The sequence below is a fragment of the Dyella dinghuensis genome (assembly GCF_003977615.1).
Classification (GTDB): Bacteria; Pseudomonadota; Gammaproteobacteria; order Xanthomonadales; family Rhodanobacteraceae; genus Dyella_B; species Dyella_B dinghuensis.
Genome location: NZ_RYZR01000007.1, coordinates 158,859 through 185,648, shown reverse-complemented (window position 1 = coordinate 185,648; position 26,790 = coordinate 158,859). Strand labels below are relative to the sequence as shown.

Below are 26,790 nucleotides of genomic sequence, written 5' to 3'. Positions count from 1 at the left end.
CCCTCACCTCGGTTCTCTCCCCGATGGGGAGAGGAAGATAAGCAGGACCACCTCTAAGATGCCGGTCACCATGAATCGATTTCGCATGATCGCTGCGCTGGCGTTGATCTACATGGTCTTCGCGATTCTTCTCAATAGCGTCGGCACGGTCATCCTGCAATCGATTTACACCTTCGGTGTCGACAAGCCACAGGCAAGCCTGCTCGAACTGTTCAAGGATCTTCCGATTGCGATCACGTCGTTTCTGGTCGCGTCGTTTCTTCCATTGCTGGGTTACCGTCGCTCCATGATGACTGCGCTCGCCATCGTCGCGTGCGCATGTGTGCTGATGCCGCTGTACCCCAGTTTTCACACCACCGAATTGCTTTTCACCTGCGTCGGCATTTCGTTCGCGCTGACCAAGGTGTCCGTTTATTCATCGATCGGCCTTCTGACGAACGACCGAAGCGAGCATGGCCGCCTCACCAACACCATTGAAGGTCTCTTCATGGTAGGCGTTCTGATTGCCGGCTTCCTGTTCAGTGCCTTTGTCGACCGCGATGCGCCAGCCAATCCATCGTGGTTGAATGTCTATTGGGTGCTTGCGGCGATCTGCGTGCTGGTGATCGTCTTGCTCGCCACCTCGCAACTCGATGAATCCGCGGCGCGAACGAAAGAAACCAAATCGATACGCGGCTCGCTGATGGAGATGGTGCATTTGTTCCTGCGCCCGCTCGTCTATGTCTTTCTCGCGTCGGCGTTTCTTTACGTATTGATCGAACAGAGCTTCAGCACCTGGCTGCCGACGTTCAACAACGAAATTCTCAAATTGCCCAACACCATGAGTATTCAGCTGGCGACGATCCTTGCCGCCGCATCGGCAGTGGGTCGCATCGCTGCGGGCCAGGTACTGCGTCGTATGCCCTGGTATGCCCTTTTGAATCTATGCGTAGTCGGCATGGGTTTGTTAGTGATGCTGACATTGCCATTGGCGCACGGCGTCACGGCGCGCGCGAATGTCGGCTGGTTCAATGCGCCGATGGCTGCCTACCTGATACCGTTGATCGGATTGCTGATGGCGCCGATCTATCCCGTCATCAATTCGGTAGCGCTGAGTTCGCTGCCTAAACCTTCGCATGCAGCGATGACGGGTCTCATCGTGATTTTTTCCGCGCTGGGCGGCACGCTAGGCTCACGCATTACCGCCATCGTCTTTTCGCGCTTCGATGGCATTCACGCGTTTTATTTCTCGCTCGTCCCGATGCTGCTGATCCTGATCACCCTGTTCCTCTTCAAGCGAGAAACCGACCGCATCGGCCACGCGACGGCTTCCATTACGCGGCTTATCGCCAAATAGCGTCGGCAAGATAGGCACGTGCGACGCATCAACGCTGGAGTTTCCATGACTTTGCGCCACCTGGGCATGACTGGTTTGTTTCTCGCCCTCTGCGGATCTACTGCGAGCGCGTTCGGCGCGACCGATCCGAGCTTTCTGCTTACGGGCACCGCCGACAACTTCGGCAGTTATTTTCCCAGCTATCTGGCGAACGGTTACTTCTCCACCATGACGTCACCGCGCGGGACGGAACCCGATCGCGCCTACATGGTTGCCTTCATGGATTACAGCAAGGGCGACATTGCGCGCCCCGCTGCGATTCCCGGCTGGAGCGAGATCGATTACAACCCCGGCGGCGGTTGGCTCAACGCCACGCGTCTGGATAAGAAAATCTTCGCCGATTATTCGCAGACGCTGGACATGCACGATGGCACGCTCACCACGCGCTATCGCTTCGACTATGCAAACAAACAGACCGACGTACAGGTCGTCACCTTCGTCAGCCAGGCCGATCCGCATCTTGCGGCAACGCAGATTTCCCTCACACCGCAGTTCGATGGCGAGGTCGAACTCACATTCCCGATTCGCCTGTGGTCCGAATATCAACCGCGTTTTCCGATTGGCAGCATGACGGGCGATCAGATGATCGCAGCCGTGATTGCGAGCGGGCAGAATCTCGACAACAAGCCTGTTCCCACGCCTGACCGCGCCGCGGTGTGGTATCCGGGTTATACGCAGATTCAATCGAGCGATGGCGATACCAGGCAACTCACGCTCTGGCTCGATGGTCGTGCCGCGCAAGGCCTCAGCATGGCCGAAGCAGCAGCTATCGCGCTGCCCGCTGGGTTATCGGCCGATAGCGTAAAGCTCGACAAGACGTCGAACCTTCTGTCGTTGCATATCACTGCCAAGGTCAAAAAAGGCACGACATACACGTTCACGAAATACATCGCCGCGTCGCGACAGGACTGGGGTGGCGCAGCGAAAGACGATGTCGCCTTGGTTCAACAAGCACGTCAAACCGGCTTCACCGCGCTGCTGGACAAGCATCAGTCCGCCTGGCACGAGTTGTGGAAATCCGACATCGTCGTGGACGGCGATCAGCAGGTACAGAAAGCGATCCATTCGGACCTCTATTACCTGCTCTCCAACACAACCGTTGGTACAGCATGGCCAATGGGCGCATGCGCACTCACGCCGAACTATGCAGGACACGCGTTCTGGGACAGCGATTCCTGGGTATTTCCCGCATTGCTCTTATTGCATCCGGATCGCGCCAAACCCATCGTGATGTTCCGTAGCCGCACCATGCAGCCAGCGCGCGAGCGCGCGATCCAGTACGGTGCCAAGGGCACGATGTATCCATGGGAAGCCGACCCGCAAACCGGCGTCGATAACACGCCACACTTTGCGTACGGTGTTTTTCGCGAGATCCACGTCAATGCCGATATCGCCATCGCGCAATGGCAGTACTACCTCGCCAGCAACGATACCGCGTGGCTCAAGCAATACGGCTGGCCGGTGATTCACGACGTCGCCGAGTTCTGGACGAGCCGCGTGACGTACAACCAAGCGAAAGACCGCTACGAAATCATGCATGTCACGTCGCCTGACGAAGCCTATGACGACGTGCCGAATGATTCCTTCACCAATGCCGCTGCACGCAAGGCACTCCTGATTGCCATCGAAGCGGCGAAACTCGTCGGACAGCCGGCTGACCCGAAGTGGTCGGTGATCGCATCGAAAATGTATGTGCCGTTCCTGGACAAGGAGCAGCGTCATCTCGATTTCGACGAATCGGTGCCGCACGACAAGATCACCTGGATGGGTTCATCGCTGGCGTGGTTGATGTATCCCAACCTCGATCTATCCATGTCCGACACCGTTCGGCGCAACGACTTCGACTTCCAGCTACACGAGCTGAAAGTCCACGGCGATGATCCCAACGAAATGATGATGGTGATGCTCGCCGTCGGCGCCTCGGAACTGGGCGATGCAAAATCGGCCGGCGACTGGATTCAGCGCAATCTCGCCGGATTCCTGAAACCGCCCTTCAACGTGCGCACCGAAACCGTGGCGAATAACGCGGGCTACATCCTCGCGACGTCGGCGGGTTTCGTGCAGAGCATGGTGTATGGTCTCACCGGCCTGCGCATCGATGACAAGGGTCTGGACGCTGCCTACGCGCCGCAACTTCCGCCATCGTGGAAGTCGCTGACGCTTCGGCATGTCAGTTTCCGCGGCAAGCTGTACGACATCACGGTCCAACGCGATGCGTCGGGCAAAGCACAACTGACTCGCCAACCGCTATAACCATTCCTGCAAACCACACGAACCGATGTCCAACCTATCGCCCCCTGTTATCGATGCTATGCGGCAAGTTGGCGCGCTGCTGCAAACGGGCGATTTTCGCGGCGCGCACGATCGGCTTCAAGTAATCGTCGACCAACATCCCGACTACACCGAAGCGCTGCGCCTACTTGGTGGCGTTCGATTGGCGCTTGGCGATGCAGACGGTGCGGAAGCGCTATTGCGCAGAGCCGTCGCTGCCGACCCGGGCTGGGCACCTTCGCTGGCAACGCTCGGCGAGTTGCTGTTGAACAGCGGGCGTCCGGACGAAGCGATACCGCTACTGCAACGCGCGTCGCAGCGCATGCCGCACGCGGCGTTGTTGCTTGCGCGATACTACAACGATCACCAGCGCCCTGCCGAAGCGCTTACCATCGCCGTCCCGCTGTGCGCTTCCGGACAAGCACCGGCGGAGCTGGTCACGCAGCATATCGCTGCACTCGCCTCACTCGGGCGCCAGAGCGAAGCGGTCGCCTTTTATCGCCAGCTTGCGGACATATCGCCCGACAACCCGGCCGTCGCGCACGCACTGGCGATTGCCTTGGCAGCAACGTCCCAGCATGCCGAAGCCGAGCGTGCCACCGATCACGCGCTCGCGCGGGGTCACAAGACAGCGGCCGTCTATTTCACTCATGCAAACAGCCAGATTGCGCTGGGTGAGTTCGAGCGTGCAGAAACGTCCCTGCGCGAATGCCTGCGCCAGGAACCGCGCCATATCGACGCGCACAACCATCTTGCACGGCTGGTATGGATGCGCACGGGCGATAGCGCGCAGACCACCGCGACACTCGACCATGCCTTGCAGGCATTCCAGGGCGACGAAGCATTGCTCGCGGCGAAAGCCGCCTTATTGCAAGGCGCTGGCGATGCACGCGGTGCTTATGCGTGTCTTGAAGCTCCGGTTGCGCGTGCGCAGGCAACGCCCGCTCTGCTAGTACGTGCTGGACTGGCTGCATTGGAATTCGACCCGGCGATCGCACTGGCACTGGCAGAACGCGCGTTGCAACGATCGCCTGCCGCCACCGCGCCGCAAAATCTGTTGACCGCCGCCTTGTTAGGTACCGGCGATGCACGCAGAGCACTCAGCTATTGCGAAGCGTTGCTGTCCGGCTCGCCCGATGATCAATACCTGATTGCTCTGCAAACGACCGCGTGGCGGTTGCTTGGCGATGCGCGTTACGACGCTTATTGCGATTACGCGCAACTGGTGCGCCCTTACTTGTTGCAAGCACCGTCGCCCTGGCCGGATTTACCGAGCTTCCTAAGCGATCTGAAACAAAGCCTCGAACGCCTGCACAATCCGCACGGTCATCCGTTGCTGTTTCAATCGCTGCGTCATGGTACGGAAACCACCGGTGATCTCACGCGCGAAGCCGACCCGGTCATCCAGGCTTTGTTCAAAGCCCTCGACGCACCGATCCGCGATTACATGGGTTTCATCGGCAACGGCCGCGATCCTTTGCGTCGACGCAATCGCGGAGCGTACCGATTCAATGGAGGTTGGTCGGTGCGCTTGCGCAGTGCGGGTTACCACGCCAGTCACGTGCATCCGCGCGGCTGGATATCTTCTGCGTTCTACGTCGACCTGCCTGATGGGATGGCAGAAGCGTCCACACAAGATGGGTGCCTCGCATTTGGTGAACCAAGCATCGTCACCGAACCGCCTTTGCACGCCCAAGGCGTGGTGCGCCCCGAGCCAGGCAGGCTGGTGTTGTTTCCCTCGTATTTCTGGCACGGCACGGTGCCTTTCCACGGCGACAAGGCCCGTTTGACGGTGGCCTTCGACGTGGTGCCGGAGCCCTAGGCATGAAGACGTCGCGCCCCATGCTTGCGTGCCTGGCGCTCCTTGTCAGCCCACTGTGCATCGCGACTGATCCAAGCTTTTTGCTCACCGCCACATCGAAGGATTTCGATGCGTATTTCCCCGGTCAGCTCGCGAACGGTTACTTTTCCACGATGACCGACGTGCGCGGCACCGGCGGCAATCTTGCCTACATGGTTGCCTTCATGGACTACGCAAAAGGCGATGTCTCACGTCCCGCCGCCATTCCCGGATGGAACGAGATCGACTACAGCACCGGTCCTTCGCAGGCGGGACAGTTCTGGCTCAATCAGGTCGACATCACGACGTCGCGATTCCAGAACTATCAGCAGACGCTGGACATGTACAACGGTGTGCTTACGACACACTATCGCTATGTCGATGGAAAGAAGTCCACCGATATTGAGGTGACGACATTCGTCAGTCAGGCGTCACCGCATCTTGCGGTCAATCAATTGTCGATCACGCCCGATTTCGACGGCACGGTGGATCTGTCTTTCGCGCTGAATCCCTGGGCGCCGCACAAACCTCGCTTTCCGCTTGCGGAGATGACGGGAGATCAAATGCAGGAAGCCGTTGCGGCAAACAATCTGAAGCTGCAGCCGATTCCACCCGCCACGCCGGACCGTGCACCGCTCTGGTATCACGGCGACACGCACGTGCTGAACGCCGGTGGCGATACGCGTGCGCTGACGCTGTGGCTGGATGGCAAAGCCGAGCAAGGTGCCACGATGGCTGAAGCCGTTGCGGTGGCGCTACCGCAAGGTGTTCGCGCCAGTGCGATCAAGCTTTATAAGGACGACTACCGCGTGGCTCTAAACATCCAGATGGATGTGCACAAGGGCACCACATATACCTTTACGAAATACGTTGCGGTCTCACGCGACAGCTGGGGCGGTGATGCCAAGCAGGATTTGACACTAGCGACGAATGCTCGGACGGCTGGTTTCGATCGCGTTCTGGCCGATCACCAACATGCATGGCATACGCTATGGCAATCGGATATCACCATCGATGGCGATCCGAAAGCGCAACAGATCGTTCACTCCGATCTTTATTATTTGATCTCCAACTCGACGCCCGACACCGCATGGCCGATTGGCGCATGCGGCCTGACACCCGGCTATACCGGTCATATCTTTTGGGACAGCGATTCCTGGGTCTTCCCCGCCCTGCTCCTGCTCCATCCCGAACGCGCAAAATCGCTGGTGATGTTTCGCGCCAGCACGTTGACACAGGCACAACAGCGTGCAAGCAAGCGCGGATGGCGTGGCGCGATGTATCCGTGGGAGGCTGACCCGGACAACGGAAGTTCGCAGACACCGCATTTCGCGTGGATACTCGACGAACGCGAGATCCATGTAAACGCGGACATCGCGATTGCACAATGGCAGTACTACCTCGCCACGCATGACCGCGACTGGCTCGTCCATCATGGCTGGCCCGTCATCAAGGCAGTCGCCGATTTCTGGGCGAGTCGCGCGATCTACGTACCTGCAAAGCAGCGCTACGAGATTCAGCACGTCACGTCGGTCGATGAAGATTACAACGACGTTCCAAATGACACGTTCACCAACGCGTCCGCTCGCAAAGCGCTCGACATCGCCACGCAAGCTGCTGCGGTTGTCGGAGACAAGTCCGATCCGCATTGGGCGGTTGTCGCGAAAGGGCTTTACATCCCTTACGACAACGCGGATAGCCATCACCTGGATTTCGATCCATCTGTTGCGCACGACATCGATTCATGGGGTGGTAGTTCCTTGCCGATGCTTTCCTACCCTTCGCTGGATGTCCCGATGAATGCCGACGTGCGTCGCCGCGATTATGCGTACGCAATTGCACCCATCGAGCGATCGCATCGTGATCCAAACAGCATGGGGCTCGCCCCCATGTCCATCGCAGCAGCGACAGCGGGCGATGCGCGTGATGCCAGCGAATGGTTCGAACGCAACGTCACGGCGAACGTGTTGAAAGCGCCTTTCAATGTACGCACCGAAACCGCGACGAACAACACGGGCTATTTCGCCACGGCCAGCGGCGGCCTGATTCAGAACATCGTGTACGGCTTTACGGGGCTGCGGATTGAAGAACAGGGTCTCCAACAGGCTTATCCACCTGTGCTGCCGTCGCAATGGTCATCCTTCACGCTCAAGCACATCCGCTTTCGCAACCAGTTCTACGACATCACCGTCAAGCGCGATGCACAGGGCAACGCATCGCTGACGCGCACTTTGCTTTGAAGAACGGCAACACAGGATCGACGTGCAACATACGGATATGTCGATCACACCAGATGAGGGACTTCCATGAAAACGACCCAACACTTCAAATCCATTGAGAGTCGCCCAACCCATGCATCATCTCTACGATCACGCACCGCTACGCTACTGCTTTGCGCCATGCTGACATCCACCGCTTCGGCCGCCCAGCCTGACCCTGCAAAAACGCGCAGTTACATCGATCAGGCATGGACGACGCTGACGCGCTCCATGGGCGATTGCGCATCCTTGGTCGACACCAAGGTGACAACACGCCCGGTGCTGTATGTCCCAGCGCAATTTCCGATACCCGCCGAGATCGCTGACGTACAAAAGCGCTGCAATGTGGACATACGCACGTTGCCGGCCGTCATCCAGCAACTTGGCGACGTCGATGCAACCAAGCTTCCCGTGCAGGGACTGCTTTACCTCCCGCATCCGTATATCGTGCCGGGCGGCTTCTTCAACGAGATGTACGGCTGGGATAGTTATTTCATCCTGTTGGGACTGATCGCCGATCACCGCACCGATCTGGCGCGCAACATGACCGACAACGCGCTGTTTGAAGTGCAGTATTACGGCGGCGTACTCAACGCCAACCGCACCTATTACCTGAGCCGTTCGCAACCACCCTTCCTCAGCGCGATGATGGCGGCCGTCATGCACGACCCGGCAAGTTTTCATAGCGACGCGGAGAAACACGCGTGGCTGGAACACGCCTATCCGTTGGCCGTGCGCAACTACGAAATATGGACGCGTCCGGAACATCAGGCAGGCAACACGGGACTTGCGCGTTACTACGATCTTGGCAGTGGCCCGGTACTCGAAGCGCAAGACAGTTCTTTCTATAACGGCGTGATCAAGTGGCTGATCGCCCATCCATCACAAAACCCTCGCTATCTGTTGAAAGCCTCCGAACATCCTGACGACACCGAAGCGGCGCGCCTGAAGGATGAAAGTTGCGATGTGCACGCCTCGAAAGTGTGCCTGGGCAACTGGGTGGATGGCTATCGCCTCACTGCCGACTACTACCACGGCGATCGCGCCATGCGCGAATCCGGGTTCGATACCAATTCCCACTACGGCCCGTTCGGCGGTTCCACACATCACTACGCCGACGTCAGTCTCAACAGTCTTCTGTATCGCTATGAGCTCGACTTGCGCGACTTCGCACAACAGCTCGGCAAAACCGATGATGCGAAACGTTGGACGCAAGCCGCGGCTGCGCGCAAGGATGCGATGAACAAGTACTTGTGGCGTCCCGAATTTGGCATGTATCGCGATTACGACGTTGTCGCAGGAAAACCCTCTGACGCGCCGTACCTCACCACGTTCTATCCGCTGTGGGCGGGCGCCGCGTCTGCGCAACAGGCTGCGTCGGTGCGCAGCAAACTTCCCATCTTCGAACTCAAGGGCGGTCTGGCGATGGACAACCAGCCCAGCGGCACGCAATGGAACAGCCCTTTTGGATGGGCACCGACCAATTGGCTTGCCGTAGCGGGGCTCGATGCCTACGGCTTCCATGAGGATGCGCGTCGTATTGCCGCAAAATTCAACGCCACGATCGATCGCAGCTTTGCGGCAGACGGCACCATTCGCGAGAAATACAACATGCTGCTTGGCAATGCCGACGTGAAAGTCAGCGCCGGCTACACGCAGAACGTGATTGGCTTCGGCTGGACCAACGGTGTGTATCTGAAGATGCAGCAGATATTGAATAGCAACGATGGCAGCACGGCAACGCATGTACCTGCGGATAAGTAATGCAGGCTCAGTAGCAATTCGCGAACAAACCTTTGAGGAAAACGTTATGCGCGCACTACACCGCTCCATCATTGCGCTGTGTTGCAGCGTGATCGGCGCATCGGCATTTGCACAAAACGCTTCGCCCGGCGTGACACCGGATGGCACCGTGACATCGCCAGCAGTCAGCGTGCCTTATTCAAGCCTCGCATCGCCCGAAGCGCGCGCATTCTTTCCAAAGATGCTAGCCGCAGGTAGCAAAGCGCCGCCGTTGAATGGACCCATCGCGGACAGCCGCGCTTTCTACGACCGCCTGAACAGCGATCGCGCTGCACGCATGGAAAAGATCTATCCGGTCAAGATTCATAGCGAAACGATTGCGGGTGTGGGCGCGGATGTCGTGTTGCCGGCACAAGGTGTCGCACCCGAAAACGCGCATCGCGTCTTGGTGAATCTGCACGGCGGTGCATTTCTGTGGGGCGCGCACAGCGGTGCGCTGGTCGAATCCATTCCCATCGCGAGCATCGGCCGGATCAAGGTGATCTCGGTCGATTATCGGCAAGGACCTGAACACACCTTCCCGGCCGCCAGCGACGACGTGGAGGCGGTCTATCGCGCCCTGCTCAAGCAATACAAACCCGAGGAAATCGGCATCTACGGTTGCTCGGCCGGCGGTTTTCTCACTGGGGAAGCGGTAGCGCGCTTCATCACCGACAAAGTGCCGGTTCCGGGCGCGATCGGGACGTTCTGCGGTTCAGTAGTCGAGCTGTCGGGCGATTCCGCCTATGTCGCCCCCATATTGAACGGCCAGGGCGTGCCCGCGCATCTCTTGGGTTTCGCGGATCTACCCTATTTCCATGGCGCCAAAGCCGGCGATCCGCTGGTGTTTCCGGGACTTTCCCCGGCGCTGCTGGCCAAGTTTCCGCCCACGCTACTGATTACGGGCACCCGCGACTCGACCATGAGTTCGGTGATAGCCAGCCAGGAGTTGCTCGATCAAGCCGGCGCAAAAACTGAACTGCATGTGTGGGAGGGTATGTGGCACTCCTTCTTCTCCGATCCCGAACTGCCCGAGTCGAAACAGGCATATCAAGTAATCGTGAATTTCTTCCTACGCCACCTCGAGCATTGAGGTGATGGGCACGCCGCGCTTTACCACTTGCAAGCGCGGCGAGTATCCTGAACGGCATCCCATACCCGCCCCGTGAATCATGAGCCAACAGACCGTTCTGGTCATCGATGACGAACGCGATATTCGCGAGCTGCTAACCATCACGCTTGGACGCATGGACCTCAAAGTCGATGCCGTCGGTACGGTGGCAGAAGCGCGAGCCGCGCTGGCCGAGCACACCTACGACCTTTGTTTTACGGACATGCGCCTGCCCGATGGCAGCGGCCAGGAACTGATCGAGCTGATCGCCGAGAAGTACGCCGACACGCCAGTGGCCATGATCACGGCCTACGGCAACGTCGATGCTGCAGTCACCGCGCTCAAGGCCGGTGCGTTCGACTTCGTTTCCAAGCCCGTCGATATCCAGATGCTGCGCCGCATGGTGCGCACGGCCCTGAAACTGGCCGAAGAGAAGCGCTCTGGCGCCGGTGCCGGCGCAGCTGCGACAGGCTCGGGTAGTCGTCTGATCGGCGATTCGACGACCATGCAGCAAGTGCGCAGCACGATCGGCAAACTCGCGCGCAACCAGGCGCCGGTGTACATCGCCGGCGAATCGGGCGTGGGCAAGGAATTGGTCGCTCGCCTGATTCACGAACTGGGACCGCGTTCGACCGGTCCGTTCGTGCCGGTGAACTGCGGCGCCATTCCGTCGGAATTGATGGAAAGCGAATTCTTCGGCCACCGCAAAGGCAGCTTTACCGGTGCCGTGGCCGACAAGGAAGGTTTGTTCCAGGCCGCTCACGGCGGCACGCTATTCCTGGACGAAGTGGCCGAACTGCCGCTGCACATGCAGGTAAAGCTGCTGCGTGCGATTCAGGAAAAAGCCGTACGCCCGATCGGTGCGCGCGAAGAAGTTGCGGTGGATGTGCGCATTCTTTCCGCCACGCATAAAAATCTCGCGGCGCTCGTCGATCAGGGCCAGTTCCGCCAGGATCTTTTCTATCGCATCAACGTGATCGAGCTGCGCGTTCCGCCGTTGCGCGAACGCCGCGGCGACGTTTCGCTGCTAGCGGACTTCGTTCTCAAGCAGCTGGCCAACAAAAGCGGCGGCACGCCAGTGCGTCTGCTGCCGGAAGCACGGCAGGCGCTGGAGAGTTACGAATTTCCGGGCAACGTGCGCGAACTGGAAAACATTCTGGAACGCGCCGTGGCCATGTGCGACGGCGACCGTATCGACGTCAGCGATCTGATGTTGCCGCAGCGCCAACCCAGGCCGGGTGCGGAAGCTGCACCATCCATGCATGGACATCACGCGGGGATGGGTGGTGGGCATGCCGCACCACCATCTGCCGGCCAACCTGCGCACCCGCCCTCAGGCGAAGTGCCGCTGGACGATTACATCAGCAATCTCGAACGCACGGCCATCATGAAAGCGCTGGAAGAGTCGCGTTACAACAAGACGGCTGCTGCACGAAAACTCGGCATCACGTTCCGCGCGCTGCGTTACAAGCTGAAGAAGCTTGGTATCGATTGAGAGCTCGTTCGACGTCTTTGCTGATTAGCGACGTAGAAACCAACTACTCAAGATGTGCTCCCTTCCCTGTATGCAGGGGAGGGTTCGGGAGGGGTTGCGCGAGCTTGCCGCAAGCGTGACGACTTCACCCCACCCCAGCTCTCCCCTACTACACGTAGGGGAGGGAGCGGATTGCGAGTTATTGCGGATGGTCGCTGCTCAGGAGCCACTTTAGTAAGTATGTTGCGCGTGACTGCTTGCGTGCTTGCTCAATCCAGTCCGTCAATTCGGCTCGCCGTTCACACGATCCGACTCATCCTTACGCAGCATTTCGCGCACGGTTTCCAACAACACGCGCGTGCTCACCGGCTTGTTGAGCCGGCGCAGTCGGCCCGGCACCGCAAACTTGTCCGCCGCCGGAGAATCGTCGGCGCGACACAGCAGCAATACAGCGTTGTGATAGCCGTGCTGACTTAGCGCCGCCAGCGTGCGCTCGCCCGTGAACAGACTCATGTCGGCATCCATCACGACCAGATCCGGCAAACCCACCGCTTCGATCCATTGCAATGCCGCGGTACCGCTCTGGCTGGCGTGCACCTGATAACCCCACGTATCGAGCGTATCGGTCAGTAGCGTGAGCTGTCCGGCCTCTTCCACGACCAGCAAGACATGCTCGGCATTGCCGTTCAACGTCGCATCGCCTTCGACGAGCGTGGACGTATCGATCGCCGGTTGCATAAGCGGAATGTAGAGCTCGAAACAACTGCCTTCGCCTAAAACGCTATCGATGCGCATGGTGCCGTTATGGCTGGCGACAATGCGGCGACAGGAAAGCAGACCGAGCCCTGTGCCGTTTTCCTTGGTGGTGAAGAAGGGCTCGAACAGGCGCTTGCGAACGTCCTCGCTCATGCCTTGCCCGGTGTCGCTGACGATCAGGCGTACGTAGTCGCCGGGAATCACTTCTTCATGCTCTTCGAAGAACGCATCGTCCAGATGCACTTTCCGCGTGGCCACACGCAGGATGCCACCGTCGGGCATGGCCTGGATGGCGTTGAGGCAAAGATTCAGCAGGCATTGCTGCAGCTCGGTGTGATTGCCTTCGAAGCAGAGTTCGGGATCGTTGACCTCGATGTCCAGATGCACCGTGCGCGGCACGCTTCCCTGCAAAAGCAATGAAAGCGCATCGGTCAGCGCGCGCACTCTCACCTGTTCCGCACGACGTGCGCCGCGTGCAAAGGACAGCATCGACTGCACCATCTCGATGCCACGCCGGCCGCAATCGCGCACGAGTGAACCCAGGCGCGCCAGACGCGGATCGTTCTGGTAGTCCTGCAGGCTGTCGCCCGCCAGCAACAACGGTTGCAGCAGATTGCGCAGATCGTGGCTGAGGCCGCCCGCCAGCATCGCCAGACTTTCGAAGCGCTGTACGCGAATCAGTTCCGCCTCGGCACGTGCACGTGCACGCTTTTCCTCGGCTTCGCGCATGGCACGACGTACGGCGCTGGCAAGGCGCGCAGGATTCTGTTTGAGGATGTAATCGGTCGCGCCCTCGCGCAACGCTTCAATGGCGGCCTCTTCGCCCAACGTGGCGGAGACGTAAATGAAAGGAATATCCACACTCTGGTCGCGCAGCAGTTGCAGCGCACGCTGACCCGAAAAGCCCGGCATGCTCAGGTCCGAGAGCACGATGTTGGGCTTGAATTGCTGCAACGTCAGGACGAACGCAGGCTCGTCATCGACCAAACGGACGTCGTAGTCGATGCCGTCGGCCTGCAATTCGGTGAGTACCAGCTCGGCGTCGAGCGGGCTGTCCTCTACCTGCAATATGCGAATACGCGGCAGCAATCTCTGATGGTTGGACTTGTCCGGCATCCCCTTGGGCCTTCTCGGTCAACACACCCATCATATTTCAATGCGTTGCGAGGGGAAGAGGCCAAAAGACGGGTTTTCGCACACCCACGCCAATGCGCCGCGAAATGCATCAATCCTGCTCGGGCGCCTGATTGAGCACCGCCCAGAACTGACCCAGCGTCCGCACGGCCTGGAAAAACTGCGAAACATCCACGGGTTTCATAACGTAAGCGTTTACGCCCAGGTCCCAGCTGCGGATCAGGTCGCTCTCCTCGCGCGAGGAGGACAGGATGACCACTGGCGTGCGGCGGAAACGTTCATCCGCGCGCATCTGGGTGAGCACTTCCAGACCATCCAGGCGCGGCATCTTGATATCCAGCAGCACCACGGCCGGGTCTTCCTCGCCGCGACCGGCGAACGCGCCGCGTGCATAGAGCCAGTCCAGGCATTCGACGCCATCTTCCACATGCGTGACGGGATTGGCCAGGTTGGCTTCGCGCAAGGCGTCCATGGTCATTTCGGCATCGACGAGGCTGTCTTCCACCAAAAGAATGGTGCGTAGCGGACTGTGTTTCATGGTGATAACCACTGTTGTGCATCCGGCGGCTCAATCGCCGAAAGCGTGAAGTGAAAACGTGCGCCTTGTCCGGGCTCGCCTTCTGCCCAGACCTGGCCGCCATGTCGCATGATGATGCGCCGCACATTCGCCAAACCAATTCCATTGCCTGCGAATTCGCTCGCTTTGTGCAGGCGCTGAAATACACCAAATAGTTTGTCAACGTAGCGCATATCGAAGCCGGCACCGTTGTCGGAAATCGTGAACACGTAGTTGCCGGTATCGTCACGCCTGACCGAGACATGGATCTTCGCCACATCGCGCTGCCCGGTGTATTTCACGGCGTTGCCGAGCAGGTTCTGCCACACCGTGCGGAGCATGTTTTCATCGCCCACCACGACCGGTAACGCTTCGATATCCCAGGCGATGTGCCGGCCGTGCGCGTCCGACTCGCAGAGCACGCGCGCTTCTTCGACGAGGGTTTGCATGTCGACGCCCTGCAATCGCAAGGCGCCACGGCCGAGACGAGAAAACACGAGAAGATCGTCGATCAGCTGCGCCATGCGTCGCGATGCGTCGCGAATCACACCCAGGTAATGGTGGGTGGTGTCGTCGACCTCCCCACCCAGATGGTGTTCCAGTTTCTGCGCGAACGCGGCGATATGCCGCAACGGCGCGCGAAGATCATGTGAAACGGAATAGCTGAAAGCTTCGAGCTCGCGGTTGACGTCAGTGATCTGAGCGACCTTACCTTCGAGCTGATGATTGAGCTCTTTGACTTGTTGTTCGACCAGCGCGCGTGCCGTGACATCGCTGACGGTCAACAGCAGCGACGGATTGTCGCTGTCCTGCTGCTGCAGTCGCCGCGCATTGATGACGACATGCCGCTCGATGCCGTCGATGGTGCGTTGAGTCAGTTCGTAGTCCCACAGCTCGCGATCGCGCAGCAAAACATCGCGCAAGCGCTGCTGCAGCACTTCGTCCATCCACGCGCCCTGGCCGATGTCGTCGAGGTATTCGGCATGGCTGTTTTCCGACACGCCGTACAACTCGCTGAAGGCTGCATTCACCAGCAGCGTGCGCAGATTGTTGTCGAGCAGTGCGATCGGCTCGCGCACGGCCTGAAAGATCAACTGGGAACGCTGCACCGCTTCGCGCTCGCCGATCTCGGCACGCAGGCGTCTGCCAATCTGCCGCTCCGACACCACTACCACGATGGTCAGCATCAGCAACTGCGCGGCGGCCGTGAGCGCCAATACGAGGCGATTGTTGATCGATTGCTGCGTGGCGCGTTCCTGCCGCTGTTCGAGCTGCTGCCGCGCGTTCTCGACGATCATCCCCGCGATGTCGTCGACCCGGAACAACGCGTTGGCGTCGCTCATGGCCTGATCGGCGCCGGTGTGATCGTTTTGCTGATAGTTCTGAAACGCTTTGTGCATCAGGGCGAGGCGGCCGTTTTCCACGGCGGCCAGTTGGTCGACCAAATGCTGTTGGCTGGCATCGTCGGCGGTCAGCGCGCGCAGTCTCTCCAGCAGCGGAGGCACGGTTTTTTCCGCGCTCTGTGCAATGGACTGGGCGTGCGCAAACGGGTCGTTCTCGAGCAGATGGAAGATGGCCGACTCGCTATCGTGCGTCTGGTCGGCGATGCGATACACCGTCGCCTCCACTTCGGCAGAGCGAGTTACCAACTCTCCGGCAGTGAGGGATTGCTGGGCGCCGCCGCGAGTAATCATGTAGGGCAGCGCCACAATGACGAGTACGGCAAGCAGCAGGCCGGCGGTACGCCAGCGCAAGGCAGCTACTTGTCGCACCTTCCCACGGATCATTGACGGCCCTTGCTACCGCTGCACATCCGGCATGATGCATGCATTCTGCGCAGTTTTGCACGCCACTGACCAGCCCCCGGAAGGGCTGGCCAGCTCGCGGGAATGTGAAGGGTTAGTGCGTGTAAGGGCTCATCGCAGTCGGGCGTGCGGAAATATCCTGCCCCCACGTCTTGTTCGGCTCGGCCTGCATCGTGAAATGCAGTTCACCGCCGGCAAGAATGTCGGCGTGCTTCAGGTACACGCGATCGAGCGGTTTACCGTTGAGCGTGACCGCGCCCACATAGGGATGGTCGTTATCCATCGGCGAGGCCGTAACGGTGAACGTATGGCCGTTGCTCAGGTGGATCGCGGCACGCGGCACGAACGGGCGCCCGATGGCGTACTCGGTGCTCGCCGGCGTGACGGGGTAAAAACCCAACGCCGTGAAGATGTACCAGGCAGACATCTGGCCGAGATCGTCATTGCCGATCAAACCGGCCGGCCCCGGACCGTATTCGTTATCCATGATCTGCTTGAGGCGCTGCTGTGTCTTCCACGGCTCGCCGGCGTAATCGTAGAGATAGGCGATGTGATGGCTCGGTTCGTTGCCGTGCGCGTACCAGCCGATCAGGCCGGTGATGTCTTCCACATCCTTGAAGATCGCCGGATCGACCTTGGCATCGAACATCTGGTCGAGCTTGTCGGTGAAGGCCTTGTCGCCACCCATCGCAGTGACCAGGCCGGCCACGTCTTGCGGCACGTACCAGGAATACTGCCAGGCGTTGGCTTCGGTGTAGTCGTCACCGTAGCCCGCACTCGCCGGATCGAACGGTTCGCGGAACTGGCCGTCGCTCAACTTCGCGCGCATGAAACCGGTTTTCGGATCCCACACGTTGCGCCAGTACGTCGCGCGCTTTTCGAAGGTGTTGTAGATGTCGTTCTTGCCCATCGCCTTGGCCATCTGCGCGATGGCCCAGTCGTCGTAGGCATATTCCTGCGTCTTGGAACCGCCCTCCACTTCCTTGTCGATGGGCACGTAACCGAGCTTCATGTAGTCGGCCAGATCGCCGTAATCGCCGTATGTGGCAGTCGACACCATCGCATGCATAGCTTTGTCGGCATCGAAACCGCGAATGCCTTTCACATACGCATCCGAGATGATGGCAACGGCGTGATAGCCCGTCATGCACCATGTTTCCAGGCCTTCGTATGCCCACACCGGCAGCATGTGGAACGGGCTGGCTTCCTGCGCAGCAATGATCGAACGCACGAAGTCGACGGTGCGATCCGGATGCAGCAGGATCAACAGCGGTTGCTGTGCGCGGTACACATCCCACATCGACCAGCTGGAATAGAAATTGAAACCGTCCGCGTGATGCACTTGATGATCAGGGCCGCGATAGTCGCCATTGGCATCCATCGCCAGATTCGGCGCCATCAAGGAGTGATACAGCGCGGTGTAGAACTGCGTGCGCTGCGTCGGAGAACCATCGACGTCGATCGCTGCCAGTGCCTTGTTCCATGCAGCATTGGCTTCATCGCGATGCTGGTCGAATGCCCAGCCTTGGCCGTCTTTGTCGAGGTTGGCGATGGCGTTCGCTTCGCTGACCGGTGAAATCGCAACCTTCACCAGCAACGGCTGCTTCAGATCACCGAAGTCGAACACGCCGACGATCGCGCGACCGTTCTGCGCATTTTGATCGACCGGCTGATTGCCTGGCCCCTTGAAGCCCTTGTAGAGAAGATCCGTCTCGCGGTTGTACAACTCACGAGAGGTCATCGGCTGATTGAAGCGCATCGCAAAACACAATTCGCGCCCTGGTGCCCAACCACGGGTGGTGCGGCATCCGGTCACAGTGCCATCCGCACGAACCTGCAGGTTCGACCAAAGCACCTTGCCCGCGTAGTCGTAGATGCTCGGACGCAGATCAAGCAACACATGCGCCGGCTTGCCCGTTGGAAAGGTGTAGCGATGCCAGCCCACGCGCTGCGTGGCGGTGAGTTCGGCGCGCACGCCGTAGTCGCTCAGCGTGACGGCGTAATAGCCCGGATGCTCCACTTCGGTGGCGTGATCAAAGCGCGAGCGATAGCCGCTGCCGGGTACTTTCTCATCGCCCGGATCGAGCTTCACATCGCCCGCGATGGGCATGACCAGGACATCGCCCAGGTCGGAATGCCCCGAGCCCGAAAAGTGCGTATGGGAGAAGCCCATGATCGTCGGATCGCCATACTGGTAACCAGCTGCCCACTTATAGGCATGCTTGAAGTCCGGCATGGCGGTGTCGGGCGAGAGCTGGATCATGCCGAAGGGGACGGTCGCGCCGGGGAACAGGTGGCCGTCGCCGCCGGTGCCGATGCGCGGGTCCACTTCATCGGCGTGCTGGCCCCCCGGTGCCGCGGCGACGCTGGCAGCCGGTACACTCAACAATCCGGTTAGTACGAAGAGCGAAGAACAAAGCACAAAGCGGTTCATCGGGGCTCAAATCCGTGGGGAGGGGAGTTTGGATCGTTCTAAATGGCGCAAACTAACACCGGCCGATTTCGTACGCATGCTGCACTGCGTGATCGCAAACCTGCCGTTTCAGGTAAATTTGGATCGTTCCAAAAGCAAGGATCGGGCATAAATGGGGAACACATCGCCGGTCGGCCGTAAGGTCACACTTAGCGACATTGCCGCGGGTTGCGACGTCTCCCGCGCAACGGTCTCGCTCGTCCTGCGCGGGAGCCCCTTGGTCAACAAGCATACGCGCGCGCGGGTGGAAGAGGAGCTGCGGCGGCAGGGTTATGTCTATAACCGCGCCGCGGCGAATCTTCGCCGACGCACGTCGTCCAGCATCGCACTGGTGCTGAACGATCTTGCCAACCCGTTCTTCGCCGAATTTGCGGCCGGTGTGGACGAAATCCTGGGAAATGCGGGGTACGTCACGCTGCTGGGCAGCACCAGTGAATCGACCGAGCGCGAGCAGGCCGTGCTGGGCTCGCTGATGGAGCATGGTCCTGCAGGCATCATTCTCTCCCCCGCCGAAGGCAGCGATGCCGCACAGCTACTAGCGGCCGTAGGGGCCACCACGCCGGTGCTGCTGTTCAATCGCGAAGTCAGCGGCAACACGGCAGCATGTGCGCACTGGGATCGCCTCACCCTGGACAACCAGCGCGGCGCGCGACTGGCCACCGAACATCTGATTGGGCAAGGCCACCAACGCATCGCGTTTTACGGCGGCCACGGCGGATCGAGTTCCTGCCGTCAACGTCGTGCCGGTTACACCGAGGCGATGCAGGCCGCCGGCTTGCCGATCGAACCGAACGGGATGGTGGAATGCCTTCCCAATCGCCTGGACGCTGTTGCGCAATGCGAGCAGCTGTTTGCAGGCAACGCCGCGCCGACTGCCGCCGTTTGCTACAACGATGCGGTGGCATTGGGTCTGATGCTTGGTCTGCATCAGCGCGGTCTGCAACCGGGTCGCGATTTCGCCCTCACCGGCTTCGATGACATTGCCGAAGCTGCCGTCAGCGCGCCACCGCTCACCACGCTGGCAGTAACGCCGCGTGCACGAGGACGTCAGGCCGCAGAACTTATTCTGCAGCGCCTGCAGGAACCGTCGTCATCATCCCGCCAAACCATCGTTCCCGTGCAACTGCTCGTACGCGCCAGCAGCTGCCCACCACACCACGCCTGATTCACACGGAAATCACCATGGCTTTTACTGCTCCAACGTCGCCATCTTCCGCGGTGAAGACGACAGGCTCCGAAGACAACCGTTACACGTACTACCCGATGGCGTTGACCGTTATCACGACGGTCTTTTTCATGTGGGGGTTTCTGACCTGCCTCAATGACATCCTGATTCCGCACCTGAAAGCCGTTTTTGAGTTGAGCTACGCGCAGGTCATGCTCGTGCAGTTCACGTTCTTCGGCGCGTATTTCCTGATGTCGCTACCGGCTGGACGAGTGGTGGCTCATTTGGGATACAAGAAAAGTATCGTTGCCGGATTGATCATTGCGGGCATCGGCGCAGTAGGTTTCTGGCCCGCTGCAGGTTTGCGGCTTTATCCGGCATTTCTCGGTGCGCTGTTTGTGCTTGCTACCGGCATTACGGTGTTGCAGGTTGCCGCCAATCCATATGTCGCTTTGTTGGGGCCGGAGCGAACCAGCTCCAGCCGCCTCACGTTGGCGCAAGCGCTCAATTCGCTCGGCACAACGATTGCGCCATGGTTCGGCAGCTTGCTGATTCTTTCCACCAAAGTAAAAAGCGCCAGCGAAATTGCGGCTCTTTCTGCCAGTCAGCAAACGCTTTATCGCGCGCAAGAAGCGCAGTCGGTGCAGACGCCATACATTGGCCTTGCCGTCGTGCTGGTTCTGCTTGCGGTGTTCGTGTGGATTTTTCGCCTGCCTAAATTGGAAGAGACCACGGAGCAGGCCGACACCGACCGCCACAGCTTGCTCGATGCGTTGCGTTATCCGCACGTATTGTTTGGCGTACTTGGCATCTTCTTCTACGTTGGCGCCGAAGTATCGATCGGCAGCTTCATGGTGAATTACCTGGCGCAGCCGAGCATCGGCCACATGAGCGATCAGGAAGCCGCGCATTACGTGTCGCTTTACTGGGGCGGCGCGATGGTCGGGCGCTTCCTGGGTTCGGCATTGCTCGCTGCTTTCTCACCGCGCAAGCTGCTGGCCATCTTCGCAAGCGTCAACATCTTGTTGCTGCTGACCACCATCACAACGAGCGGCGATACGGCGATGTACAGCATCGTAGCGATCGGCCTGTTCAACTCGATCATGTTCCCGACGATTTTCTCGCTCGGCATCGAGCGCATGGGTCCGCTGACCGGCAAAGCGTCGAGCTTGTTGATCATGGCGATCGTCGGTGGCGCGGTGTTGCCGTTTCTGCAAGGTTTTCTGGCGGACAACATCGGCATTCAACACGCCTTTGTTCTGCCGTTGCTTTGCTACGCCTACATCGTTTTCTATGGCATGCGCGGGTCGTATATCCGCACTGCTCCGGTCGATGCACAACAGTGAGTGCCGGCCGTTGACTATCACGCAACTCGTCCGCTGCGAAGGCACGCGGCTTCATGACGTACTGGGGTTTACTTGATGAAACGTTCCATCCTCTGCTTCGGCGAGGCTTTGATCGATATGCACGGCGAAGGCAACGACGGCCATGGTTTCGCACGCCAGTTCCTGCCCTTCGCCGGTGGTGCACCAGCCAACGTCGCTGTCGCTGCGGCGCGACTGGGCAACCACTCGCGCTTTGCCGGCATGCTCGCGCTCGATCGCTTCGGTGATTTCCTCCTGCACAGCCTGCAGGAACTCGGCGTCGACACGATCGATGTGGCACGCACTGCCGAAGCGAATACTGCGCTGGCTTTCGTCACGCTCGATCCGCACGGCGAACGCAGCTTCAGTTTCTACCGTCCACCGGCGGCCGATTTGCTGTTCCGCCCGGAACATTTTCGCGAGCAGACGTTCGACAACACGGCGGCTTTTCACGCCTGCTCCAACAGCCTGACCGATCCAAACCTCGCAGCGACGACGATGGAAGCCATGCATCGCGCACGTCGCACGGGCGCGCTGGTCAGCTTCGATCTGAACCTGCGCCCGGCGCTTTGGCCGATGGGCGTGGAGCCTCGCCATTACGCGTGGCCTGCACTGCATCAGGCGGATATCGTGAAGCTGAGCGCCGAGGAATTCGATTGGCTCGCCGTCGAAGGCGAACAGGCAATGCTCGATCGCCTGTGGCGCGGTCACACGCGTTTGCTGGTAGTGACGGACGGTCCACATGCCATGCGCTGGTATCACCCGGATGCAGATGGCGAGTTGCCCAGCTACAACGTTCCGATGGTCGACAGCACGGGTGCGGGCGACGCTTTCGTCGGCGGTTTCCTGCATCAGCTGGCCGAACAAGACATCACGACTGAAAACCTCGACGCCTGGATCGGCACCTTGCCTCGCCTGCATGCCGCGCTGCGCTTCGCAAGCGCGTGCGGTGCGCTCGCCGTGACCAAGCACGGTTCGTTTGCTGCCATGCCTGATCGGGTTGAGGTCGAACATTTTATGGAGACACACGCATGACAACGCCGGACTTGCCGGATTTCCGCTCCGAAGCGTTTCTGCGCGACCACATCGCAAAAACGATGGCCTTTTATCATCCGCGCGCCATCGATCCTGCAGGCGGTTTTTTCCACTACTTTCGCGATGACGGCACGGTGTACGACACCAGTCACCGTCATCTGGTGAGCAGCACGCGTTTTGTTTTCAACTATGCGATGGGCGCGATCGAATTCGGCAACGATGAATACATTCGCGCCGCGCGACATGGTTTGCGCTATCTGCGCGATGTGCATCGCGACCCAGTAACGGGCGGTTACGCGTGGACCATTCGCGATGGCAAGCCGGAAGACCGCACCAATCACGCCTACGGCGTGGCGTTCGTGCTGCTCGCCTACTCCACCGCGCTGAAAGCAGGCATTTCCGAAGCGGCCGGCTGGATGGATGAAACCTGGCATCTGCTGGAACAGCGTTACTGGGATCCGAGCAACGATCTTTATCGCGACGAAGCCGATGCGAACTGGAAATTCAGCGACTATCGCGGCCAGAACGCCAACATGCACATGTGCGAAGCGATGCTTGCCGCGTATCAGGCCAGCGACGATCCGCGCTATCTCGATCGCGCACTGACGCTCGCCCATGCGATGACGCGCCGTCAGGCCGAACTCGCGGGCGGCCTGGTGTGGGAGCACTACCATACGGACTGGACGATCGACTGGGACTACCACCGCGACGACCCGAAGCATTTGTTCCGTCCGTGGGGTTTCCAGCCCGGACATCAAACAGAATGGGCGAAGCTGCTGCTGATCATGGAGCCGCTGCTGCTGGAACGCGGCCGCGAGGAAACCTGGCTCGTACCCACCGCACGTCACCTGTTCGACACAGCGGTGACGCGCTCCTGGGACAAGCAATACGGCGGCCTGTGCTACGGCTTCGCGCCGGATGGCAAGATCTGCGACGACGACAAATATTTCTGGGTGCAGGCCGAATCGCTGGCCGCCGCCGCCCTGCTTCACTCGCACACCAACATGCCCGTCTATGACGAATGGTATGGGAAGCTGTGGGCCTATGCGTGGGAGCATCTGGTGGATCATCGCTACGGCGCGTGGTTCCGCATCCTCACGCGGGACAATCGCTCCTATAGCGACGAGAAAAGTCCTGCCGGCAAAACCGACTACCACACGATGGGCGCGTGCTACGAAGTGCTTGCCCTGATCCGGTCCGGCGGCGTTCCCTAAACTCCTCATCCCCGAGACACCCATGCGCCGTCTGACCACGCTTCGCCCGCTCACCGCAGCTTTGCTATTCGCTTCCAGCGCCGCGTTTGCGGCGCAGACGGCGCCGATCTCCAACTACGAACCGCTGCAGACATTCGCGCCGTTCGTCTATCCGCAATCGGCCACCGCTTTTCGCACCGCCAGCGGCAAGCCGGGACCGCTGTTCTGGCAGAACCGTGCGGATTATCAGATCAAGGCGACGCTCGAACCGGCTTCGCGCAAGCTGACCGGCGAGGAAGTCATCACGTACACCAACCACAGCCCGGACGATCTGGACGTGCTGTGGCTGCAGGTGGAACAGAATCGTTATCGCACCGATGCGCGCGGCGCATTCGGCGCGGGCAAGTTTCCGGCCCAGTTCACGGACGGCGAGCACATCGTCTCCGTCGAAGTCGAAGGCGCTGGCGGCAAGCTGCAGAAAGCCGATTGGGTAATCGCCGATACGCGCATGCAGGTGCGCTTGCCCGAAGCGTTGAAGGCGCACGATGGCAAGTTGCGTCTGCACATCAGTTACTACTACACGGTGCCGGGTGAATTCGGCGGTCGTACGGATGTAAACCCGACCAAGAACGGCGACATCTTCGAGATCGCGCAGTGGTATCCGCGCATGTGCGTGTACGACGACCTGCGCGGGTGGACGACCGATCCGTATCTCAACAACGAGTTCTATCTCGAATACGGCGACTACGATTATTCGGTGACGGTGCCGTGGGACATGATCGTCGTCGGCTCCGGCGATCTGCTCAATCCGCAGGACGTGTTGACCAAGACCGAATTGCAGCGGCTGGAGCAAGCGCGTCACAGCGACAAGACGGTGATGATTCGTTCGGCCGATGAAGTGAACGATCCCAACACGCGTCCGAAACAAAGCGGCACGCTGACGTGGCATTTCCGCATCCAGAACAGCCGCGATGCGGTGTTCGGCGCGTCGAAGGCATTTATCTGGGACGCAGCGCGCATCAATCTGCCGAACGGCAAGACGGCGCTGGCCGAATCGGCCTATCCCGTCGAAAGCGCCGGTGACGGCGCATGGGGCCGCGCTACCGAATACGTCAAGGCATCGACCGAATACTTTTCGAAGCAGTGGTATCCCTACCCTTACACGGTAGCGATCAACGAAGCCGGCTCGGCGGGCGGTATGGAATACCCGAGCATCACGTTCGATTCGAAAGAAGCGAAGGGCAGCGATCTGCATGCGCTGATCGCGCACGAGATCGGTCACACGTGGTTCCCGATGATCGTCGGCACCGACGAGCGCCGCAATGCGTGGATGGATGAAGGCTTCAACACCTTCATCGACGTGTATGAAGCGGACAGCTTCAATCACGGCGAATACGCACCCAAGCGCGATCCGGAATACGCGCCGGGTCATGGCAACCCGGCGGATGAAATCGTCAAGGTGCTGACCGATGCGGATGCACCGCCGTTGCTGACACGCGCGGATCAGATTCCGGAGAAGTACCGTCACCCGGTGACGTATTTCAAATCCGCTTACGGTCTGGTGCTGCTGCGCGAGCAGATCATCGGGCCGGAACGTTTCGATCCAGCGTTCCGCAAATACATCCAGACCTGGGCGTACAAGCATCCCAGCCCGTCGGACTTCTTCCGCTTCATGGAAAGCGAAACGGGCGAAGATCTGAGCTGGTTCTGGCGCGGCTGGTACGAATACAACTGGAAGCTTGATCTGGCCGTGCAAGATGTGGCTGCAGTGGACGGCGACTGGCGCAAGGGCGCGCTCGTCACCGTCGCCAACCTCGACAAGCTTGTGATGCCTTCGATGCTGGAAGTGGTTTACACCGACGGCAGCAAGCAGGACGTTCGCGTTCCCGTGGAAACGTGGATGATGCACCGTAGCTATGTCATCCGCGTGGATGGCAGCAAGGCGGTGAAGTCGGCCACCATCGATCCGGATCATGCGATTCCGGATGTGGATCGCAGCAATAACACCTTCACCATCAAGTAAAAAAACTCTACGCATCAACTCCCTCCCCTGCTTGCAGGGGAGGGCTGGGGTGGGGTCGCACGAGCTTGCCGCAAAATGGAAGGCTTCACCCCACCCCGACCCTCCCCTACTGCACGTAGGGGAGGGAGTTGCGCTGTCGTTGCGTCAAGGTTCGGGCGGTGTGCGTATGGCGCGCGAGAAATCATCACCAGGACCGATTGCACGGGCACGTGCCGTGATATCGCCCTGTTGCGTAAGCACCGCCAGCGGATAGCGCGTATCCAACGCACCCACCTGATACAGATAACTCGGCAAATACGACGTCAGCAGCAAACGGTAATCGTAGGGAAGACCCGGATCGATCTGCTTGGCCATGCCGTACACAATGGTCACGCAGTTGGACGTGACGGTGTTGTAGAACGCCGGTTTGGCACCCAGTTCATTCGCTTCCTGCACGTACGCCAGGAACAGGCTGCGCATCGCGGTCTTGTCCATGCGCAATCGATACAGGTGATCGGTCTCGTTACGCACATTGGTGCGCACGCGAATGATGTCGTGCTCATCGGCGGCAACGATGGTGCTTTCGAATTGCTTGAAGAACCCACCGATCGATGAGAACGACTGCCCTTTCCTACGCCGGATTTCCACCGAAAAAACCACATGCGAACCGTCGTTGAAGCCGAACGAGATCAGCGCATGCGAAATGCCGGGGACGCCCCACGAAGAGAGAATGACATCGGCCGTCGAAAGCTGATCGAGATCGTAGCTTCGCGTTTCCCAGCGCGCGTCGTAATCATCATCCGTACGCCAGTTGAAGTTGCGCACGTTGTAGAGCGTGACGCGATTGCCATCGACCTGGCCCGCCAGCATACGCGAGACATCGTCGGCCCATTCACGATGATTGGACGGCGCGATGGTGCCCCACCACGCCAGCAGGATCACATAGGCCAACACATACGCTGCAATAGGCACACCGCCGCGTTTGGCCCATATCAAGGCCAGGACGGTCAAAACAAAGATGACCCAGGCAACTGCTGCCATGGTTCTGACCACGGGACCACCCGGCGCCTGATACCAAAGGGCCAACGCGGCCCATCCGCCAGAGATCACGGCGACCAGCACAATCAGCACGTAAAGAATCCATCGCATGATCACCATGCCAGCTCTCCCCCTCGCCGATGTATGGATAATAGACC

General features: G+C 59.7%; 17 protein-coding genes. 12 read left to right on the top strand and 5 right to left on the bottom strand.

Annotated features, from left to right (window positions below; all coding sequences use genetic code 11):
• Window positions 1-70: 70 nt before the first annotated feature.
• The 7 genes from EKH79_RS14685 (at window position 71) to EKH79_RS14655 (ending at window position 12,132) form a co-directional block, all read left to right on the top strand.
• Complete coding sequence (locus tag EKH79_RS14685; RefSeq protein WP_233590336.1) at window positions 71-1,336, top strand: MFS transporter; 1,266 nt, start codon at window positions 71-73, stop codon at window positions 1,334-1,336.
• Between the two features lie 45 nt (window positions 1,337-1,381).
• Window positions 1,382-3,628 carry a glycosyl hydrolase family 95 catalytic domain-containing protein gene (locus EKH79_RS14680; protein WP_126674586.1) on the top strand — a complete coding sequence of 749 codons (2,247 nt, stop codon included), beginning with the start codon at window positions 1,382-1,384 and terminating at the stop codon, window positions 3,626-3,628.
• Between the two features lie 25 nt (window positions 3,629-3,653).
• A complete protein-coding gene (locus EKH79_RS14675) occupies window positions 3,654-5,468 on the top strand; it encodes a tetratricopeptide repeat protein (RefSeq protein ID WP_126674585.1) in 1,815 nt (604 codons plus the stop codon).
• A gap of 2 nt (window positions 5,469-5,470) precedes the next feature.
• Window positions 5,471-7,726, top strand: coding sequence for a glycoside hydrolase family 65 protein (locus EKH79_RS14670; RefSeq protein ID WP_126674584.1), 2,256 nt, complete (start codon window positions 5,471-5,473; stop codon window positions 7,724-7,726).
• Window positions 7,727-7,885: 159 nt separating this feature from the next.
• Window positions 7,886-9,508: a trehalase family glycosidase gene (locus EKH79_RS14665; protein WP_126674583.1), complete on the top strand. Its 1,623-nt coding sequence runs from the start codon at window positions 7,886-7,888 to the stop codon at window positions 9,506-9,508.
• A 46-nt stretch (window positions 9,509-9,554) separates the two neighbouring features.
• On the top strand, window positions 9,555-10,619 hold the full coding sequence (locus tag EKH79_RS14660; protein WP_126674582.1) for an alpha/beta hydrolase: 1,065 nt from the start codon (window positions 9,555-9,557) through the stop codon (window positions 10,617-10,619).
• Between the two features lie 79 nt (window positions 10,620-10,698).
• A complete protein-coding gene (locus EKH79_RS14655; RefSeq protein WP_126674581.1) occupies window positions 10,699-12,132 on the top strand; it encodes a sigma-54-dependent transcriptional regulator in 1,434 nt (477 codons plus the stop codon).
• 261 nt (window positions 12,133-12,393) lie between these two features.
• Here EKH79_RS14655 and EKH79_RS14650 read toward each other — a convergent pair whose 3' ends face one another.
• The 4 genes from EKH79_RS14650 to EKH79_RS14635 all read right to left on the bottom strand — a co-directional run bounded on the left by EKH79_RS14650 (window position 12,394) and on the right by EKH79_RS14635 (window position 18,796).
• Entirely contained in the window at window positions 12,394-13,983 is a 1,590-nt protein-coding gene (locus tag EKH79_RS14650) for a hybrid sensor histidine kinase/response regulator (protein ID WP_199754338.1), read from the bottom strand.
• A 109-nt stretch (window positions 13,984-14,092) separates the two neighbouring features.
• A complete protein-coding gene (locus EKH79_RS14645) occupies window positions 14,093-14,539 on the bottom strand; it encodes a response regulator (protein ID WP_126674580.1) in 447 nt (148 codons plus the stop codon).
• The gene (locus EKH79_RS14640; RefSeq protein ID WP_126674579.1) at window positions 14,536-16,344 is read right to left on the bottom strand and encodes a sensor histidine kinase; all 1,809 of its coding nucleotides are present in this window, start codon (window positions 16,342-16,344) and stop codon (window positions 14,536-14,538) included. The genes EKH79_RS14645 and EKH79_RS14640 overlap by 4 nt, the downstream gene beginning before the upstream one ends.
• A 112-nt stretch (window positions 16,345-16,456) precedes the next feature.
• Window positions 16,457-18,796, bottom strand: coding sequence for a GH92 family glycosyl hydrolase (locus tag EKH79_RS14635; RefSeq protein WP_126674578.1), 2,340 nt, complete (start codon window positions 18,794-18,796; stop codon window positions 16,457-16,459).
• A 151-nt stretch (window positions 18,797-18,947) separates the two neighbouring features.
• Between EKH79_RS14635 and EKH79_RS14630 the strand changes: the two genes are divergently transcribed.
• From EKH79_RS14630 to EKH79_RS14610, 5 genes are all read left to right on the top strand, one after another.
• Window positions 18,948-20,000, top strand: a complete 1,053-nt coding sequence (locus tag EKH79_RS14630; protein WP_126674577.1) for a LacI family DNA-binding transcriptional regulator — start codon at window positions 18,948-18,950, stop codon at window positions 19,998-20,000.
• Window positions 20,001-20,098: 98 nt separating this feature from the next.
• Entirely contained in the window at window positions 20,099-21,346 is a 1,248-nt protein-coding gene (gene fucP / locus EKH79_RS14625; protein WP_233590371.1) for an L-fucose:H+ symporter permease, read from the top strand.
• A gap of 75 nt (window positions 21,347-21,421) precedes the next feature.
• On the top strand, window positions 21,422-22,399 hold the full coding sequence (locus tag EKH79_RS14620; protein WP_199754337.1) for a carbohydrate kinase family protein: 978 nt from the start codon (window positions 21,422-21,424) through the stop codon (window positions 22,397-22,399).
• The gene (locus EKH79_RS14615) at window positions 22,396-23,613 is read left to right on the top strand and encodes an AGE family epimerase/isomerase (RefSeq protein WP_126674574.1); all 1,218 of its coding nucleotides are present in this window, start codon (window positions 22,396-22,398) and stop codon (window positions 23,611-23,613) included. The genes EKH79_RS14620 and EKH79_RS14615 overlap by 4 nt, the downstream gene beginning before the upstream one ends.
• 22 nt (window positions 23,614-23,635) lie before the next feature.
• Window positions 23,636-25,615: a M1 family metallopeptidase gene (locus EKH79_RS14610; protein WP_126674573.1), complete on the top strand. Its 1,980-nt coding sequence runs from the start codon at window positions 23,636-23,638 to the stop codon at window positions 25,613-25,615.
• Between the two features lie 144 nt (window positions 25,616-25,759).
• Here EKH79_RS14610 and EKH79_RS14605 read toward each other — a convergent pair whose 3' ends face one another.
• Window positions 25,760-26,782, bottom strand: coding sequence for an Lnb N-terminal periplasmic domain-containing protein (locus EKH79_RS14605; RefSeq protein ID WP_425478521.1), 1,023 nt, complete (start codon window positions 26,780-26,782; stop codon window positions 25,760-25,762).
• Window positions 26,783-26,790 lie beyond the last annotated feature (8 nt).

Excerpts from the sequence above, each read along its gene's own strand:
- EKH79_RS14685 (WP_233590336.1), top strand. The coding sequence starts at position 71 with ATGAATCGATTTCGCATGATCGCTGCGCTGGCGTTGATCTACATGGTC.
- EKH79_RS14680 (WP_126674586.1), top strand. The coding sequence starts at position 1,382 with ATGACTTTGCGCCACCTGGGCATGACTGGTTTGTTTCTCGCCCTCTGC.
- EKH79_RS14675 (WP_126674585.1), top strand. The coding sequence starts at position 3,654 with ATGTCCAACCTATCGCCCCCTGTTATCGATGCTATGCGGCAAGTTGGC.
- EKH79_RS14670 (WP_126674584.1), top strand. The coding sequence starts at position 5,471 with ATGAAGACGTCGCGCCCCATGCTTGCGTGCCTGGCGCTCCTTGTCAGC.
- EKH79_RS14665 (WP_126674583.1), top strand. The coding sequence starts at position 7,886 with ATGCTGACATCCACCGCTTCGGCCGCCCAGCCTGACCCTGCAAAAACG.
- EKH79_RS14660 (WP_126674582.1), top strand. The coding sequence starts at position 9,555 with ATGCGCGCACTACACCGCTCCATCATTGCGCTGTGTTGCAGCGTGATC.
- EKH79_RS14655 (WP_126674581.1), top strand. The coding sequence starts at position 10,699 with ATGAGCCAACAGACCGTTCTGGTCATCGATGACGAACGCGATATTCGC.
- EKH79_RS14650 (WP_199754338.1), bottom strand. The coding sequence starts at position 13,983 with ATGCCGGACAAGTCCAACCATCAGAGATTGCTGCCGCGTATTCGCATA.
- EKH79_RS14645 (WP_126674580.1), bottom strand. The coding sequence starts at position 14,539 with ATGAAACACAGTCCGCTACGCACCATTCTTTTGGTGGAAGACAGCCTC.
- EKH79_RS14640 (WP_126674579.1), bottom strand. The coding sequence starts at position 16,344 with ATGATCCGTGGGAAGGTGCGACAAGTAGCTGCCTTGCGCTGGCGTACC.
- EKH79_RS14635 (WP_126674578.1), bottom strand. The coding sequence starts at position 18,796 with ATGAACCGCTTTGTGCTTTGTTCTTCGCTCTTCGTACTAACCGGATTG.
- EKH79_RS14630 (WP_126674577.1), top strand. The coding sequence starts at position 18,948 with ATGGGGAACACATCGCCGGTCGGCCGTAAGGTCACACTTAGCGACATT.
- fucP (WP_233590371.1), top strand. The coding sequence starts at position 20,099 with ATGGCGTTGACCGTTATCACGACGGTCTTTTTCATGTGGGGGTTTCTG.
- EKH79_RS14620 (WP_199754337.1), top strand. The coding sequence starts at position 21,422 with ATGAAACGTTCCATCCTCTGCTTCGGCGAGGCTTTGATCGATATGCAC.
- EKH79_RS14615 (WP_126674574.1), top strand. The coding sequence starts at position 22,396 with ATGACAACGCCGGACTTGCCGGATTTCCGCTCCGAAGCGTTTCTGCGC.
- EKH79_RS14610 (WP_126674573.1), top strand. The coding sequence starts at position 23,636 with ATGCGCCGTCTGACCACGCTTCGCCCGCTCACCGCAGCTTTGCTATTC.